Genomic DNA, 17,344 nt, shown 5'->3' on the forward strand with positions numbered 1-17,344 from the left:
CCGGGGTTGGGGGTAGCAATGTGCGGGTCGGAAAGAACGGAATAAGACGCAAGGCGCCCGAAAGCATCGGCGGACGCAAGGCTGGGAAAAACATCCCAGGTCGCAATGCTGCCTTCGGCAGGAGGCCTTCTCAGGTCAACCGTCCCCAGTCCACCGTCCTCCGAATCGGAATTCCGGCGAAGATTGTGAAGGGACGCAAGGCCTGACGGTTGCAGATTTCACCCCCGTTGTCCGCAGGCAATGCCTATTTGCAGAGAGTCCTGCCCCTCGCTGGAGGAGATCGCCGATCGCCACAGCGTCGCGTGTTTTCTTCACAAAGGAGCCGAGGCCCTGTGAACGATAACATTCTGGTTCTTGAAGCGGTCAACAAACACTTCCCCCTGAACTCTTTCAGAATGCGTGGAAAGGTTGTTCATGCAATGGACGACGTGTCTTTTCCTCTGCGAAGAGGAGAAGTGCTTGCGATAGTTGGAGAGTCCGGCAGCGGAAAAACTACAACTGCAAACGTAATAAGCAGGATCTACAAGCAGACTTCAGGCAGAGTAGCGTTTGAAGGAAGAGAGTTGAGCGGCAACATGTCTCGAAAAGAAGAGCTGAAACACCACAAGAGGGTCCAGATGATATTTCAGGACCCTTTCGGAGCCTTGAATCCGACAAGAACGGTTGGCGGGATTATGGAACGACCCTTCATAATTCACAAGATTGCAAAGGACAAAAGATCAGTAGCGGAAAAGGTCTATAACATACTAATTCAGGTAGGCCTTGAGCCACCCGAACAGTTTACACGGAAGTTTCCCCATGAGCTTTCTGGAGGTCAGAGACAGAGGGTGAATATCGCCAGAGCCTTCTCGATCGAACCCGACCTCATTCTGGCCGACGAACCCACTTCAATGCTCGACGTTTCAAACAGGATGAGCATAATGAACATGATGCTAAACCTCAAAGAGCGACATGGAGTATCCTTCATATACATAACCCACGATCTGGCCGGCGCCCGTTATATGAGCGACAGAATAATAGTTATGTATGCTGGCATGATCATGGAGATCGGTCCGGCAGAAGAGATAATTAACAGCTCTTTCCACCCTTACACAAAGCTGCTTAAATCGGCGGCGCCAGCCCCAGAAACTGGTCTAAAGCGAAAGCCTCTCATAACGGGAGGAGATATTCCCTCCCTAATCGATCCACCTAGTGGCTGCCGTTTCCATCCGCGTTGCCCATTCGCCGGAGAAAGTTGCTCTCTCGAGATACCCCCTATGAAGAAGATCGGCGAGGACCACTATGCGAGGTGCCTTCTCTAGTCCCGGAATTCTTTCTTTTCTCGGTGACTCCATTTTTAACATTGATGAGACAAACGCAGAAATGCATTCCCTGAGTCCGAGCAGCAAACGATAGAAATTTTTGACCGTGCCCTCTAGTAAAAGCAAAGACTAGCCAGTAAAGGCTCTTACCGGCCAAGAAAACCGAGCCAGCGTATCGTTCAGTCGGATATCCTGCGGGTCTTGAGCCAGTTGTACGCCTTGGGGCTGGATTCCCAGACCTGACGATAGTCGAGCGCATACATTGCAGCTTCTCTTTCGTCATCCTCCTCCTTCAGTTCTTCGAACTTCACAGATCCCATATCTCTGAAGAGCATTTCTACAATCAGAGGATTCGTTCTCAACGCGCGAAGCAGATATATGTTGGCATCTTGTTTTCTGTTTCTTATTGCACTGATGAAGGCGCGCCCCATAAGAAAATCTACATCTTCCTCTTCCAGGTAGCGTTCCAGCAACTTCTCGGCTTTCATGAAGTTTTTCTGCCTGAATAAGCTGTTGAGAAGCCCGTGCTTTGCATGCACATCATCTTCCCGGTCTATATCGAGAAGCATTTCATAGGTTTCTATTGCCCGAGTCTGATCACCGACCCTTATTCGAAGAAAATCCGCATAGTCAACGATTAGATCCAGCAGAGGCTTATTGTTCGCACGATCATACTCGAGTGAGTAAGACTCCGATTCGATTTCCCCTAATAGAGTTTCCAATTTCGAATAACCGGCTTCCAGAATGTATTGACATTTATTGTCTAAGCCTATCTCAGTGTACCCATTAGCCAGCATTGAGTAGAGCCGAAACTCGTATGGGTCTCTCGCAAGTGCGTTTTCCATCCGAACAACTCTTTCAGAACTATCCGGTATCGAGGCAAGCCTCATCAATCTGTAATTTCCTGGTGGGAGGTTGTACTCGATTGTGGGGGAATCCCCAGAACGCAAAACGGTTAGGCCGGGAATAAGATTCTTTCTCTCCTCAAAAATGATCTTGTGGAGATACTTTGTTGAATGATAGGCTCGTTCTAGAAGACGGGCCATTTTCGTGCTCAACGAGAGATCTTTCGAGAGTACCGGTGGAACTTTCGAATCAGAAACGAACCGATCAAAACGCTTACGGTCAGCCTTCGAAAGCATTTCATAAAGAAGCTTTGCTTTCGATGAATAGCCTGCCTTCTCTGCCACAAGAGCTGCTGCCAATCGAGTATTTGAATCGGTTTTAAGCTCTGTGACAAATGAAACCAGCTCCTCGAGTGATTCCGACTTTTCGAGGGATTCCTCATCGAGGAGAACAGAGCACACTCCACACACTATATCTGTCGCTTCTTTCTTTTCCTTGTTTTTCAGAAGCGTTCTAATAAATTTCATGATCGGTCTTCCTGAATGAGAGAAATCTGTATTGCGTACAATTTCACCAAGAATCAATGGAAGAGAATCATCAACAATCGAATTCTTCACAATGATATACAGAGGGCTGACCTGGTCTTCACTCCACTCAAGCAGATTTTCCGCGACAGTGGCGGCCTTCCTCCTTATTTGCTGATCCTTATTTACCAGAAGACAGATAAGGGCAAGTACAGACGTACCATATCCTGCCATCAATCCGGCATGAGTATCTTCGAAAATATACTGCAGCAGTGACACTTCAACATTTTTCTTCAGACCAAGGGCATAGTGTGCCACCATAGGCTCAATAAGCCCGAACACGACATCGGAATAAGGATTAACGTACTGCAAGTAGAACCTTGGACAGTATTTCGCCAGCCTCACTGCTTGATACTCAAGTTCTTTCTCCTCAGAATCTTCAATATCCGAATCAATTGTTCCGGCATGCTGAAGGAAGCACGAAAGCGCGCTGAGACCTGCGAGATAATACCATCGGGCCATTTCAGGTCCTCTGAATTCATTTACCCCCATTGCTTCATAGACTGACTCTTCATCATCTGAACCCGCAGAATTTCTGTTGGAAGCGCTATTCAGATTCTCACGTCGGAGCTTGTCGCCGATTTTGACGATCTCCTTCGCCACAGCAAATCTTGTTTCGAAGGGAATGCTTTCGTCCCAGACGAAAACACTCCAATAATAAAGCAAAAACAATTCGCTCTCTATAACCGTTTCATACTCGAGATCGAACACTTCGCACAGTAGCTTCGCGAGTTCCTCGATGGTGTCGGAAGAAGCCTCATAAAGAAGCTTCTCGCGATCAAAATCCGGCCCGGAGTAATCTGTACCCATCTCCATAAGATCTCTAAGATAGACAATTCTACTCTTCTGATAGGTATTCAAGATAGTTGCCCTCCTTGATCAAGTATCGTCAGAGGCTCCCCATATTCTCTTAGATTTCACAATTCACTCTGAACTCAAGAAAACTGCCTCTCCCTATCCTTCGAATCAATATACCCACTATAACTGGAGCGGTTGTCCTTAGCAAAAATCGTCAAGCCTCATATTTGTGATTTTTGGCTAGTCACATTAAGCACCTGTTTTTTCAATTATAAGGAATTTGGGTCTATCCATCTCCCTTTTCAAGAGTTCAGTTCAGAAGGGACTTTCGCTGAAAAAACTCAGAAACTCAACTATTCATCGGATCTCTTCTGCGTACTCACTTAAGAGGAAATGCCGTTCCCGTGAGAGAGGGGTTCACTCATATCTCCTTTGGCCACCTTACTTTTGCCCAAAAGCGTTTCTGAACGAATGGGCACGATTGCTCTAAAATCCTTCCTTGAGGAAGGAAAACGAAGAGCTGGAAGATGTGTTTCAAAGATCAGACGAAAGAGGATAGAAGTGAAGATATGCAGAGTGACAGATCTCGACCTTCGAAACCATCAATTCGCACCTCTAGCCTCTTTCTTCAAATACCGCATCGTAACGAACACAATCGGTCCACCCGATCGTGCCGGGTTTTGAGGTCAATTTCTACCTGTTCTGCCGGCAATTATTGGTTGGTAACCATGGAAGGGTTGGAAAATCGCATTCTCCACCTGAGCAACCGTAAATAAGGCTCTCGACTTGCAAGAAACAACTGCAACCTCAACTGGAGACCTGCTCCAAGTTGGCCATCATGAGAGGGTTTTCGCTCTTCTTCATGTTTCTCTTCAGGTACGAGAGAAAGTCTTCGGGAGGCTGATGGTCTCTGAACCCTTCGGCGATCTCTTCGGTTTCTTTCTCTTCTAGAGTTACTGATACTGTCAGTTCATCTGAAATCAGCCGCAACTCTCTTATTCTTCCCGGAGGCACGAACTCTTCGAACTCCAGGATTATCATGTTTTCCTCATCCCTCTTGAGAAGTATATCTGCAGTGGTAATATAGTCCTCAAAAGAAACTCTGGGCTTTTCAGAACCCAGAGCGGCTACCGCATAAATCGCTTCCATTTTGTCGATCTTTACCTCAAAACGATCACCTTCTAAACTGGCTTCCCTGTCCTTCAGAAAGATCCCCAATATCACTTTCTCCCTCCTTCAAGCGCCAGGCAGCAGGTCGAGATGACAGTATTCCAGTTTACCTCTGCCAACGGCCTTTCTCTATTACAAAGGACGATTGCCTCTCCATTCCTACCACTTCAGATTCGACTCTTGCTCACTCCCTCTGCCTCTATCTTCCCCCCTTCTCTGAGCCACCATCAAGCAAGCACGCTTTCACCTGCGAAGCGCCTTTCTAAGCACGTTTCCTGGACATCAGATACTTCACTTGGAATAAGCGCAGCATTACTAGAACGTATACGTTCTTCTAACCGGACTTTTCAAACAGGACAGACTTCCACGGAGTTTATCGAGACAATACTCAACTACATCATCAATATCACGATAGAATTGCAGCTGATTTACAAATACGCAACCTTGAATCGATTCTGTTTGACCATTGCCTGTTCAGTCAGTCGGATCTAGGACAGAAAGTGACGATGAGAACAGAATAACTTAGCGGATGAACTGTTTTAGATAGAGATCCTTCTCAAGAAATGACTTTCGCGAGTCTACTGAAGCAACTTTGCTTCTAGAGATCTCTGTTGGGAAGAAAGTCGAAAGAACTGGAATTTGGGACAAGTAGCCGAGTTACCTATGACGGGTCATTTAGCAGAACGGATCGCTTACTCTTTTGCACAGTTTGCATTACCCAGGACAATACCCTTCTTTCAGATCAATGAGAATAATAGCTCTAATCGCTGGTGATTGTGGATATACGTTTGAAGAGTTTGTAGATCAATCCTCATGGCATTAGTTTCGCCGACTCTTAATTGCTAGAATCACATGAAGAATTCAGATTTGCACGATTTGCATTGAATTGACGAGTTAGGAGGTCTTTTTCTGCCAACTCTGAGAGAGATATCGGAAATCACAGGCGTGGCGATTTCAACCGTGTCCAGAGTACTCAATAATGACAGCCGCATAAGCGAAGCCACCAAAAAGAAGGTCTTGAGAGTCGCGAAGAAGCTTGGATACCCGGGCGAGATATCCAGTGGCCGCGGCAGTAAGGTTGTGATGTTCTTCGTTTCCAACCCTCATAAATCAATCGAAAGCGATGAATTCTTCTCAGGAGTTCAGCGGGGGATACTGAGAGGGGCCGGGTCATCGGATATTCACTGCCTGGTTCAGTCGATCAGAAGCAAGAAGAGCTTCGATGAATCGCTGATCCCTCTCGATCTTGTCGAAGGGTTGATCGTGGGAGGCATCCCAATGCCTGACGATCTGAAGACTTTCCTGTCGGCAATGAAGATTCCGGTCGTCTTGATCGGCAAATACTCGGGCCTGGAAAACCTAGCGTCTGTAAACAATGATAATGTCAGAGGCGGTTATCTCGCCGCCAATGAAATTATCAAGTATAACTACTCTACAGTTACCGTCATTACAGGGCCGAGAAACGTCTCGACATTTGCTGATAGACTGGAAGGTTTCTTCAAGTGTCTTAGTGAAAACAGTTTCCCAACTGAGCGGGTAAAGATTATCGAATGCAACTCCTTCGAAGAGAGAGATGGAAGAATGGCCATCGAGAGACATCTCAGAACACCTGGAAACAGAGAAGTGATCTTCTGCACGACCGATTGGCTTGCGAAAGGTGTGATCGAGGCTCTACAGGACAGGAAGGTTTCCATCCCTTCAGAGATAGGGGTTATTGGATTTGGTGGGCTAGATTTCTGCAAAATGACCTCTCCAAAAATAACTACCGTCGCACTAAACCCATATCTTCTTGGAAGAATCGCAGTAACAATGCTTCAGGAGTTGATGGAGGGAAATGCTGAATCAAAGGGAGTTGTGTTTGTGGAACCGTTCTTGATGGAAGGTGAAACTCTAAGGGGGGAGAAGTAATGCATTTCAGAGAGCTAATGGATTCTAAAGGCAGACTCTTGGTAGTCAGTCTTCCCGAGAACAGTCTGGAATACGCGAGGGCTGCAGTTGAGAACGGTGCGGACGCAGTTAAGCTTCACATAAATGTGAAGCATAGGGTGACTGGAAAGGTTCATGTCACATGGACCGACGTCAGAGAGACCGCAAAGAACATCCATTCTGCTCTTGGCTGCTGTATGGGAATCGTTCCCGGAGCGGAAACAATGGCGTCAGAAGAGGAACTAGGGGAAATGAGCAAATTCGGCCTGTCTTTCTTTGACGTCTACGTCGACTACGCCCCTCTATATGTTATGAAGAACGATCTCTGCAAGATGCTGGCTCTTAATCATACATATTCCAAGTCGATGGCTTCATACTTAAAGAAAGCTGGGGCAGATGCCCTAGAGATCTCGATCATCGATCCCAAGGACTACGGGAAAGATCTTTCGCTGGAAGACCTTCTCGATTATTTGGAAGTGCTTGAGCTTTCAGGACTGCCTTCCTTTATTCCAACCCAGAAGAGGATTACCGTGGACGAAGCAGATAGAATTCTAGATCTCGGCTTCAAGGGGCTGATTATCGGCCCTATCGTAACGGGAATTGAAATCGGGAGTTTTTCACGGATTGTCAGGGAGTTCAGCAAGATTACCAGAGACTAACAGGGAGGTGTGGTAATGAAGAAATGGATTTTGATTCTTATCATCTGTCTTGCTCTAGGCTTCACGGCAATTGGCAAGACGAAGGTTACGATTTGGTTTGCAGGTACTACAGAAGCTTTGATGGAGGCCGTAGATGATCACCTGGTTCCTGCCTTCGAGAAAGCTAATCCCGACATTGAGCTCGCGGTTGAGTATATACCTTGGGGAGAGCTTTCCACAAAACTTACAACTGCCTTTGCCGGCGGAATAGGACCAGATATATTCATGCACGGCCAGGCTGCGATCGCGGGATTTGCTGAAACGGGCGTGATAATGGACATCGACAGTCTCATCGACAAGCTAGAGGACCCTGAAGACTTCGGAGGTACGCTGGGTGTTGGCCTTTACAGAGGCAAGAACTTCATGGTTCCAGTGTTCGGTTCGGGCAGACTTCTCGCCTACAGGGAAGACTTCTTCATTGAGAGCGGTCTCGACCCCGATGAACCGCCGGTAACCTGGGAACAGCTGAGGGCCTATGCCGAGGCGCTGACAGTCTATGAATCGGGTAGGCTAGTGAGGGCCGGCCTGGACATTCCTGTATCGGCGATTGATCTTCAGCAAGTATGGACAGGCTTCCTCATTGCAAACAACGGCGCTCTCTTCGACAACGACTTCAATCCGACTTTCAATTCCCAGTCGGGAGTGGAGGCTCTAGAGTATTACGTAGGCCTGATACGAGAGGCCAAGGTCGCTTCCGAATACGGTCTTACCCCGATCGGAAACCTTGAGCCGATTGCGGCTGGCACAGCGGCAATGTGTTTCATGAACAACGAATCTCTCGCGGCCATCAAGGAATACAGCCCGGACGTTTACTCCAAGATTCGTCTAGCCTTCCCACCTGCAAGATATGGGAGAGCCGCTTTCTACTCATTCGCGGGTTTCATGGTCTCCAGCAGCACAAAGGACCTGGAAGCAACAACAAAGGCCCTTTCCTTCATGACGTCGAAGGATGCGCTTATTGCTATAAACACGGCTCTTGGGAGTCTGCCGCCAAGACAGTCCGGCGTCGTGGCCGAGTACATTGCGAATGATCCAAATCTGATGAAGTTCGTGGAAGGCTCGAAGTATGCCTATGGAAATCCGAATGTTCCGTTCTGGGTTCAGGCAAGAGATATTATCTCAAAGTATCTCGAACGTGCAATTATGGGCGTCATGACTCCGAAAAACGCGTTAGACGGAGCGGCCGAAGAAATCAGAAAACTGAAGTAATTACCGAAGCCGGCTCTTCCTAAGGATGGGCCGGCTCATCTATTTCTAAGAGGTGAAGCGTGAGCGGTGCGGGCAATCTCAAGAGGCGAATAGCAGTAACGGCTTTGATATTCATTGCGCCGGTGCTTATTTACAACATAATCTTCAAAATAGTCCCCATCTTTGTCTCTTTCTTTCTGAGTCTAACTAAATTCTCGGGTTTCGGAGAGGCCAGGTTCATTGGGCTTGCGAATTACGCCCGAATATTCGGTGACTCAGAGTTTTGGAGAGCGGTTCTGGTGACTTTTCAGTTCTCAATTGAAGTCCTGCCTCTAAACATGCTGATCTCTCTGCTGCTTGCCTTGCTTGTCAACAGCGGGTTAAAAGGAATCGGGATTTTCAGGGCGATCTACTATCTTCCAGTCATTACTCCTATGGTTGCGGCAAGTATGATCTGGATCTGGCTCTATGATCCTCAAATCGGTATATTGAATTTCCTCCTTTCGCTTTTCAATATACCCCCTGTGAACTTTCTCAGGAATCCAAACACAGCTCTTCACTCCATTGTAGCTATGAGAATATGGAGGGGAGCAGGATGGAACATGCTCATCTATCTGGCCGGTCTTCAGGGGATATCTAAGAATCTGTATGAAGCGGCAGCGATAGATGGTGCCTCGTCTATTCGGAGGTTTTTCGGGATCACCCTCCCTCTACTAAGACCGGTTCATATCTATGTATTGATTGTCGGTATGATCAGCACTCTTCAGTCCTTCACGGAGATGTATGTCATGACAGGAGGGGGTCCGCTGCAATCTACAACGACGGTCGGACTTCTTATTTACAGAGCAGCTTTCGACTACATGGACATGGGCTATGCAAGTGCAATGTCGTTCGTTCTTGGGATAATAATCATGACTCTGTCCGTCGTAAGTTTCCGATCACGTAGACAGAAGGAGGCCTTCGAATGAGGAAGAACAAGGTGAGGACCATATTACTTCTTTCGATCGCGGCAGTCATTTTCGGGTCGCCCTTCTTCTGGATGGCAATCTCCTCTCTAAAGCCAAACGCAGAGTTATTTACCTGGCCGCCTACATTCCTACCGAAGACAATTACTCTGGAACACTATCAGTCGGCGCTCACCTCAAGAGGCTTCAGCAACTATTTCATGAACAGCGTAATCGTCTCACTTGTTTCGATGGCCTTCAACCTCGTGTTTTGCTCGCTCGCAGGCTATGCTTTTGCCAGACTTGATTTCCCTATGAAGAATGTTTTGTTCATCCTTCTACTGAGTACTATGATGATACCTGTTCAGGTGACTTTGGTTCCGACTTTCCTTATGGTGAAGTCATTTCCGCTCGTGGGCGGAAACGATATTCTGGGAAGGGGAGGCACCGGACTTCTCAATACATATGCCGGTCTTGTAATCCCTCACATAATGACTGTCTTCGGAGTTTTCATAATGAGGCAGTTCTATATGCAGTTTCCTAAAGAACTTTCGGAGGCTGCAAGGATCGATGGGGCCTCAGAACTGAAAATCTTCAGGAGGATCTTTCTTCCGCTTGGAAAGCCCGCGATGTCGGCCCTTGCGATCTTCACATTCACCCAGGCCTGGGATGATTTCCTCTGGCCCCTCGTAGTAACAAGCGACAGGTCTATGAGGACTCTGCAGCTGGGATTGGAAGTGTTCAAGAATAGGTACACAGCCGACTGGGGACCACTTATGGCGGCCACGACAGTTTCCATTTTGCCCGTTATTTTTATATTTCTCGTGTTTCAAAGGTACTTCACAGATACCGCTTTGAGTTCTGGAATCAAATAGACTGGGAAGTGAAGAAATGGATTTAGTTTATGATGTTGTAGTTGTTGGCGGCGGCGTGGCTGGCGTATCGGCGGCTATTGCTGCCTCCAGGACAGGAGCAAGAGTGCTTCTTCTGGAGAAGGATATGTCATTTGGCGGAGTTCTTACTACTGCCCTCGTAAACCCGATGATGACATTTCACTCATCTGAGAGACAGGTGATAGGCGGGATCGGACAGGAGATCATTGACAGGCTCGTTTCAATGCGTGGGAGTTACGGACACATAGATGACCCCATCGGATTTGTAAAGTCAATCACCCCTTTCGATCCCGAAAAGATGAAATCATTGCTGATTGAGATGCTCAAAGAGGAAGGCGTGGACTTTCTGTTCAACTCACTTGTCCTGCATGTTTCGAGAGAGGGAGACTCAATCACCTCTATAACAACTGTCAGCACAGGCGAGCAGAACAGAGTGAATGCAAAGGTTTTCATCGATTCAACGGGCGAGGGAAACTTTTCCATACGCGCCGGAGCCTATTACAACATCGGAGACGGAAGCCCTTCCAGCTGCCAGCCGATGACTTTGGTGATGAGAATCGGGGGCGTTGATAGAGAAGAGATAGTGTCTTATGTTACAAGGAACAGAGATGATTTCGTCATAAGTGAGCATACCGACCTGAGCTATCTGGGAATTGCCGGGTTCTTCAGCTTCATGAAAAGGCTTGACGACTACGCAATCTACTTCAAAAGGGACAGGCTCTTGTTTTTCGAAGTCCCCTACCATCCCGGGCAGATATTCATGAACACAACCAGATACGCCGGTTACGCCAACAAAAGCAAAGAACTAACTGAAGCCCAGACCAACGGGAGCACCGATGTCTGGCGATTCATGGACTTCCTCAAGAAAGAGATTCCCGGATTTGAAGACTCATTTCTAATTCAGACCGGCTGTCACATAGGGGTGAGAGAGACCACCCACATAGTGGGAGATTACGTTTTGAGAACTAGTGACTTGATTGATAGAAAAACATTTGATGACGCCATTGCAGTAGGGTCGTATCCGATTGATATTCATCTGCCCGGTTCGGCACAACTGAAGACGATCTCAATTCCTTACCCGGGCGAGTACCATATTCCCATGAGTTCTCTCATACCAAAGGGTCTGGCGAACGTTATCCTTGCCGGAAGAGCAATAAGTGCCGATCATACGGCCTTCTCCGCAGTAAGGACCAGCCCGCTGGCAACTGCAACCGGCATGGCGGCAGGGATTTCTGCGGCACTTGCCGTGAAACATAGAAAGCTTGTCAGAGATGTGAACATTGACCTGATACAGAGAGAGATCGTCGAGATGGGAGGAATTCTTTGAAGACAGTAGTTGTTCCAATGGATGAAAGACCCCCAAACTACCAGCTGGTTTCCATGATTGCAGATCTTAATGGTATTGAGATCGAGCTCCCGAAAAAGAGTTTGCTGGGAAGATATATGAAGCCGGGAGAATGCGAGGAATTGATTGGATGGATGCTTTCAAGGGAGGCAGACAGATTCATAATCTCTGTCGATATGCTATCTTACGGCGGTCTCATAGCCTCAAGGGAGGAGGAAATAAGCGCGGAGACAGCTCTCGAAAGGCTGAGGTCGGTGAGAGAGCTGAGGAGAAGATTCCCCAATGCCGAGATTTTCCTTTCCTCAATTGTCAGGAGAGCGTCGGTCTCAGTTTCATCGGCTGGCTCGAAAGAACTGTGGACTATGCTTAACAAGTATCTGTGGCTCTCGGGCCATGGAAAGGTGGAGGAGGCTGAGACCGTAGAAGATGAACTACCCAGAGGATTTATCAGCAGATATCGTGAACTCCGTTTGAGAAATCACCGGGTGAACAAGGAATGCCTCAGGCTCGTCAAAGACGGCTGTGCAGATCTTCTTGTGCTTGCCCAGGAAGATACCTTCCAGCATGGCCCTCAGGAGAGAGAACTAGACATACTTGAAGGAATCGCAAAAGACTTTGACATCGAAGATAGAGTCTTCATACATAACGGCGCCGATGAAGTACTTCAGGAGATGATTTGTTACAGACGAGATCGGGAATATCCTGTCGATATCATCTATGACTCTCCAGCAACAAGGGACAAGGTAATGGATTTCGAGGACCGGGAATTCGGCAAGAACGTAGAGTCCCATATGAAGCTTCTAGGGATGAGGCAGTCTTTAGATTCTACAACCGGCATTCTGATCGCCGGGACATCTACAACCGATTCGATTGAGGCTCTGAAGAACCTGAGCAAGAGGAAGCAGAGGGTCTTCATACTGGACGTTTTCTATCCAAACGGGTCCAATCCTTCCTTTGTTGAAGCTTATCTGGGGCTGGGGCTGAAGAACGTCTGGGGATACTCTGCCTGGAATACGGCTTCAAACAGCCTGGGGACTCTTCTTTCTCTGGCTTTGACTTCCGGTTCCTGTGAAGTGAAAAAGAAGGCTCTCGCCGAGTTTTACATTTCACGGCTTCTTGACGACCATCTTTACCAGGGCGTTCTAAGAAAGGCTCTGGAGAAGATAGTCGATGAATCCGGTGGCGACGTATACAAGGTTAGCAAGTCCAAAGGGCTCTTTGAAAGCTTCAGAGACGATGTTTTCGTACCGAAAGCAGAAGAGTTCCTTGAGAGATTCATTCGTGGGAGAAAACTGGACATCTATGATTTCTCCTCTTCAAAGAATCGGATCTCGATTGAGAAGTTCAGTCTTCCATGGGGCAGGACATTTGAATGTGAAATAGAAGTCAAGATTAACTGAAGCAAATCTCTTCTCAACGAGAAAAAAGGGGGGCTCTTAGTGAAGAAAAGAGTAGCTATTGTAGGCGCAGGTGTATGGGGAAGAACGCACGCATTCCTGTATAAAGAGCATCCAGAAGTTGAGCTAGTTGGCATCTGTGATCATGACAGAGAAAGAGCAAAGAGATTTGCCGAAGAGTTTGAAATTCCAAATATATTTGAAGATCATCGCCTTATGCTAGATAGGCTTGGCTTTGATGCAGTATCGGTAGTCACACCGGATTTCGCTCATGGTGAGATAGTTGTCGATTGCGCAAATGCCGGAAAGGATATCCTCGTAGAGAAGCCGATTGCAACAACTAGAGAGGACCTGATCATGATATCAAAGGCGGTAAAGGCCAACAACATACGGGTAATGACCGATCTTCACAATAGATGGAGTCCTCCCTTTGCAGTCGCCAAACAGATGCTTGATGATGGGGAACTCGGAGACCCGGTAAGCGCCTATTTCAGATTGAATGACGTTCTCTGGGTTGCGACAGACATGCTGCCCTGGTCAAGCAAATCGTCTATTCTATGGTTTTTGGGCAGTCATTCGGTAGATACTTTGAGATGGTTCTTCGGCGATGAGGTAGATTCTGTTTACTCTGTCAGTTCTTCCGGTGTTCTGAAAAATCTGGGGCATGATACAACCGACATTTATCAGACTATCCTAACCTTCAAGAACGGCGGGATAGCAACAATGGAGAACAGCTGGATAACGCCCAACACGAATCCGTGCGTAAACGACATCAAGTTCAACTTCACGGGCAGCAAGGGCATGGTTAATCTTGACCTCAGCAACAACCAGATGATCGAGAGCTTCACTCAGAAAGAGTGCAAACATCCCGATGTGCTTGTAAATCATTTCGTTCATGGCAAGGCAAAGGGATTTGCATATGAGAGTATCCGCCATTTCATCGACTGTCTGGCGACTGGGGATGAGTTCCTCATAAATCTCGATGACGCCATCAACACCTCGCTTGTCGTTCTTTCGATCCTCGAGTCTGCCGAGAAGCGTCTTCCGGTGAAGGTGGAGTACTTTGCCACAGACTGAGGAAGAGGCGTTCTAGCATCTGTTATTTGGTGAAGAGAATCCCAGAGTACCGCACTTTGCAAACAGGTGAATTCTCCTACTCTTTTGCTGCGGGGAGTTGCGGAGATCATTTCAGATAAGGGTGACTATGTGTCTCTACACTTAAAAGAGATGTCTGAAGGGCTTGTAACTGTTATTATGTAAGGCTTTCATAGGGTTCTAGCGTCAACTTCTTTCGGAAAAATCTCGAAATGTTTTGAGGGAGAACTTCGATCTGTATGAATCACTTGTATAATCGTTCCATTTGATTGATTTTTACGACCGACGCGCTTTGTGCAGATCTCGGTTCAAGAGAGGCAAATTGAAAAGCCCTCCACTGTAAGCAGAGTTATTACGATTGCTCTGAGCACCGCGCCAAAGGCACAAAACCTCTATAGCTCGGCATAAAACTTGAGGATCTTAAGTGCCTTTAGTGTAAGCCATTTCGAAGGCTTTCCATTTTCCTCGATGGGAACAAGCATCCCGTCGTTCAAGGAGTTTTGCATCTTCCAGAGTCCTTCTTTGTTTCTCTTGAGTGAAACGATTTCGATTGCATCCTGAAGCTTGGGATCTTTGATTCTAAGCTCGGCGAATATCTCAAGCAATTCCAGAACATCCGTCTGGTACATCATGGGAAAACCAAGTCTTAACCAGCCCGGCTTTGCGACTTTCTCCGGATCATGACTCTTCATGTAGAAACGGTGTTTCAGGAAGTACTCTGCGAGCTCAGCTATCTTCTCGTCTATCTTCCCGTTCCGTTTCTCCTCCGGAATCGCAGCTACAGCCTTCAAGGCCTGAGCTACGCCCATGTGGCATGAGTGGCGTCCCCAACAGGATTCGTATCTCATGTAGACCTCTCCTTCGGGTGGTTTATCTACTCCGTCATCCGTCCGCTGAAAGGCGTATATCCAGCCGATTGCCTTCTGAAATCTTTCATCCTCAAGGTAGCCGAGCCTTATGAGCGAAAAAACCATGTTGCCCGTAAGGCAGGGGATTACACCTCCCGGGAGACCTGACAGTCTCTTGGCGCTTCGAGAATACGAAACCCTCCTAGCTCTGTCTCTTGCGAATTGCTCAATATGAATTCACAGGCTTTCTTTACCCCAGGATCTTCTGGATCTGCCCTCATCTCTGCCAGAACGATAAGATTCCATACTGTGCCGCGATACTTATCTGTGTAGAATCTCTCTGGTTTTCCCCACGAGCCGTCATCGTTCTGGAGGTCGAGCAAAGCAGGCACCACCCCACGCTTCATTATTTCATCTCTCGTTCTTCTGACTTCGCTCGAATCTTCTGCATGACCCAGAAGAGAAGTCAACGTCAAATACCTTACAGAAGGATTCTCCTCTTCTAAAAGCCAATCACGTGTCTCTTGCACCACCTTGATCGCCCCCCGGAAATGCCCTATTCGATCATTTTTACGTCCCACATCTAGCGAAAGAGACTTGCATTTTCGGCAAAGAAGTGACCCTCGCTTCCACTTGCTAAACGGGGAGAGTAGTGAAATCTGCCATCATTTTTGTGGGATCTCGCTGTAGGTTCTTGGCAGACTAGGGAGAATCGACATATCCTACAAAGATAGGATAGTCGAGTTATCCTGATTTCATTACTAATACCTCGAACCCGAAGGGAGCGAGTTCTTCTCATCCGATCCTTCTCTTCAGTACTACTTTTGAGGAACCTTAGATAAGGAAAAACCGTTCGCCGTCTATACAGCCTAAAAGGGCCTTTCAAAGAGTTGGCCAGGATCTTATTTTCAAAGATCCTGGCCACAGAAGTCCTTTTTTTGATTACCTAACATCGCTGTACGTTGGTTAGTGTCAGTGGCAAGAACTAGAGATTGAAAGTCTAATTAGCATGTTGCTATTACTTGACTGCCGGTTCTTCAAGACTTAGGATAACTCTTTCGAGACATTGTGGTCTAAAGCAAAGACGATTTGTCTAGAACCGTCTTCGGATATTGTTGGACGAAAGTCCGAAGTCTTGAACTGGCAAGACACGCTTGAAATCCTCTAGATTTCCACTTTCGACACATCTGCCCGGTCCTTGGATCTCTGCGCACATCCGTAATGCACCACAAGAAAATCAGCTTAAGAGATGACTATAAGTATTTGATAGAGTGGTGGTAGGATATGGAGACCGATTTCGAGGGTTTTCGTCAGCCGTCAGATAAAGCTGACTAGCCTTTCTTAAGCGGCAAGAACAGAAGTACACAGCCAACTGCTATTGAGATAACACCTGCCCAAATCGGAATCTGTACAGTTTCTTTCTCCTTCACCTCAATCTCTGCTACGCCAAGATCGACAGTGTGACTATCTTTAGTGTATGTGAACGCTCCATACACCAAACCCAGGACGCCGGCTACAACAAGCACAATTCCAATAATCTTAACTACACCCATAAGATCCCCTCCAACATTGCCATCAGGCAATTGTCGAGCTGTATTGTCTTTGCATGAATGTTTTGTTGGTCAAGACACTAACAGCTTCCTTAACAATTCACTCATATATTTATTATATCCTAATAACCTACAAACTGTGTGTCTTTTGAATACCCTCGCACTAGTATGAACTGAAAATCTCGTCCTCTAGTTCGGAAAGCTCAGTAAGCGAAGATGCTATCGGGATTTAATCAGTATACTCAAGGATTCTGTAAGAGGTTCCTCATTTTCCAGATACCATCAAATGTATTCCAAGTAAATGGTCTACAAAGATAAGATAACCTCTCGGTTCTGATTCTCAAGCGGGGAAGCTAACAGTATGGCAAATACCCGTGAGAGCATAGAATGATGATCTGGTATCATTGTTGGGAAAAGAGGTGCTTGATGGAGATAAGAAGAATCGACAGCTCTTATAAAGACAGAATCGTAGAGATCTTCCTGATGTCGTTCGAATACTTTGAACCGGAAGAGAGCGAATTCTTCTTCTCAGATCCCTCCCTCTGGGAATATGTTTGGGGTGCATTCGATGAGGAAAAGCTAGTGGCTGCATACATAAGCTACAAGTATCTAGCGAAGATCCGCACCAAACCTTTTGAATGCAGGTACGTCGAGGCGGTGGCTACACTGCCCGAATATCGCAACAAAGGTATTACAAAGGCGATCCTCCTTAAAGACATGCAGGAGGCTATTGAGAACGGGGTCACTTTTGTCATGCTCGA

Annotated in this window: 15 protein-coding genes and 1 pseudogene; 11 read left to right on the top strand and 5 right to left on the bottom strand. The window is 47.0% G+C overall.

The genetic code is table 11. The features are described 5' to 3' along the window. Positions 1-213 precede the first annotated feature (213 nt). Positions 214-336: pseudogene (locus tag B3N33_RS00835) on the top strand (ABC transporter ATP-binding protein); the annotation flags it as partial. After that, complete coding sequence (locus B3N33_RS00840) at positions 333-1,301, top strand: ABC transporter ATP-binding protein (RefSeq protein WP_292589725.1); 969 nt, start codon at positions 333-335, stop codon at positions 1,299-1,301. The pseudogene B3N33_RS00835 and the gene B3N33_RS00840, both read left to right, overlap by 4 nt. Before the next feature lie 179 nt (positions 1,302-1,480). Here B3N33_RS00840 and B3N33_RS00845 read toward each other — a convergent pair whose 3' ends face one another. After that, positions 1,481-3,592, bottom strand: a complete 2,112-nt coding sequence (locus B3N33_RS00845; RefSeq protein ID WP_292591833.1) for a tetratricopeptide repeat protein — start codon at positions 3,590-3,592, stop codon at positions 1,481-1,483. A gap of 744 nt (positions 3,593-4,336) precedes the next feature. Continuing rightward, positions 4,337-4,753, bottom strand: coding sequence for a hypothetical protein (locus tag B3N33_RS00850; protein ID WP_214078428.1), 417 nt, complete (start codon positions 4,751-4,753; stop codon positions 4,337-4,339). Between the two features lie 873 nt (positions 4,754-5,626). Between B3N33_RS00850 and B3N33_RS00855 the strand changes: the two genes are divergently transcribed. Genes B3N33_RS00855 through B3N33_RS00890 form a run of 8 tightly spaced genes read left to right on the top strand, consistent with a single transcriptional unit; the run spans position 5,627 to position 14,167 of the window. Then, entirely contained in the window at positions 5,627-6,607 is a 981-nt protein-coding gene (locus tag B3N33_RS00855; RefSeq protein ID WP_292589780.1) for a LacI family DNA-binding transcriptional regulator, read from the top strand. Further along, positions 6,607-7,284: a hypothetical protein gene (locus tag B3N33_RS00860; protein WP_292591835.1), complete on the top strand. Its 678-nt coding sequence runs from the start codon at positions 6,607-6,609 to the stop codon at positions 7,282-7,284. Before B3N33_RS00855 ends, B3N33_RS00860 begins: the two co-directional genes overlap by 1 nt. Before the next feature lie 15 nt (positions 7,285-7,299). Then, a complete protein-coding gene (locus B3N33_RS00865) occupies positions 7,300-8,532 on the top strand; it encodes an ABC transporter substrate-binding protein (protein ID WP_292591837.1) in 1,233 nt (410 codons plus the stop codon). 59 nt (positions 8,533-8,591) lie between these two features. Further along, positions 8,592-9,479, top strand: a complete 888-nt coding sequence (locus B3N33_RS00870) for a carbohydrate ABC transporter permease (RefSeq protein ID WP_102818890.1) — start codon at positions 8,592-8,594, stop codon at positions 9,477-9,479. Further along, positions 9,476-10,330 (top strand): carbohydrate ABC transporter permease, encoded by an 855-nt coding sequence (locus B3N33_RS00875; protein ID WP_292591839.1) that lies wholly within the window; start codon positions 9,476-9,478, stop codon positions 10,328-10,330. The genes B3N33_RS00870 and B3N33_RS00875 overlap by 4 nt, the downstream gene beginning before the upstream one ends. Before the next feature lie 16 nt (positions 10,331-10,346). Beyond that, positions 10,347-11,675, top strand: coding sequence for an FAD-dependent oxidoreductase (locus B3N33_RS00880; RefSeq protein ID WP_292591841.1), 1,329 nt, complete (start codon positions 10,347-10,349; stop codon positions 11,673-11,675). Next, on the top strand, positions 11,672-13,093 hold the full coding sequence (locus B3N33_RS00885) for a DUF4127 family protein (RefSeq protein ID WP_292591843.1): 1,422 nt from the start codon (positions 11,672-11,674) through the stop codon (positions 13,091-13,093). Before B3N33_RS00880 ends, B3N33_RS00885 begins: the two co-directional genes overlap by 4 nt. A gap of 39 nt (positions 13,094-13,132) precedes the next feature. Continuing rightward, a complete protein-coding gene (locus B3N33_RS00890) occupies positions 13,133-14,167 on the top strand; it encodes a Gfo/Idh/MocA family protein (RefSeq protein WP_292591845.1) in 1,035 nt (344 codons plus the stop codon). Between the two features lie 410 nt (positions 14,168-14,577). Here the strand turns inward: B3N33_RS00890 and B3N33_RS00895 are convergent, their stop codons facing one another. The 3 genes from B3N33_RS00895 to B3N33_RS00905 all read right to left on the bottom strand — a co-directional run bounded on the left by B3N33_RS00895 (position 14,578) and on the right by B3N33_RS00905 (position 16,586). Beyond that, positions 14,578-15,159: a hypothetical protein gene (locus tag B3N33_RS00895; protein ID WP_292591847.1), complete on the bottom strand. Its 582-nt coding sequence runs from the start codon at positions 15,157-15,159 to the stop codon at positions 14,578-14,580. Positions 15,160-15,179: 20 nt separating this feature from the next. Next, positions 15,180-15,566 carry a hypothetical protein gene (locus B3N33_RS00900; protein WP_214060591.1) on the bottom strand — a complete coding sequence of 129 codons (387 nt, stop codon included), beginning with the start codon at positions 15,564-15,566 and terminating at the stop codon, positions 15,180-15,182. Positions 15,567-16,364: 798 nt separating this feature from the next. After that, entirely contained in the window at positions 16,365-16,586 is a 222-nt protein-coding gene (locus tag B3N33_RS00905; RefSeq protein ID WP_292591848.1) for a hypothetical protein, read from the bottom strand. Between the two features lie 423 nt (positions 16,587-17,009). Here B3N33_RS00905 and B3N33_RS00910 point away from each other — a divergent pair. Continuing rightward, positions 17,010-17,344, top strand: a 335-nt coding sequence (locus tag B3N33_RS00910; RefSeq protein ID WP_292591849.1) for a GNAT family N-acetyltransferase, incomplete at its 3' end; no start/stop codon positions are given.

This window comes from Mesotoga sp. UBA5825, from assembly GCF_002432955.1.
In the GTDB taxonomy this organism is placed as follows: domain Bacteria; phylum Thermotogota; class Thermotogae; order Petrotogales; family Kosmotogaceae; genus Mesotoga.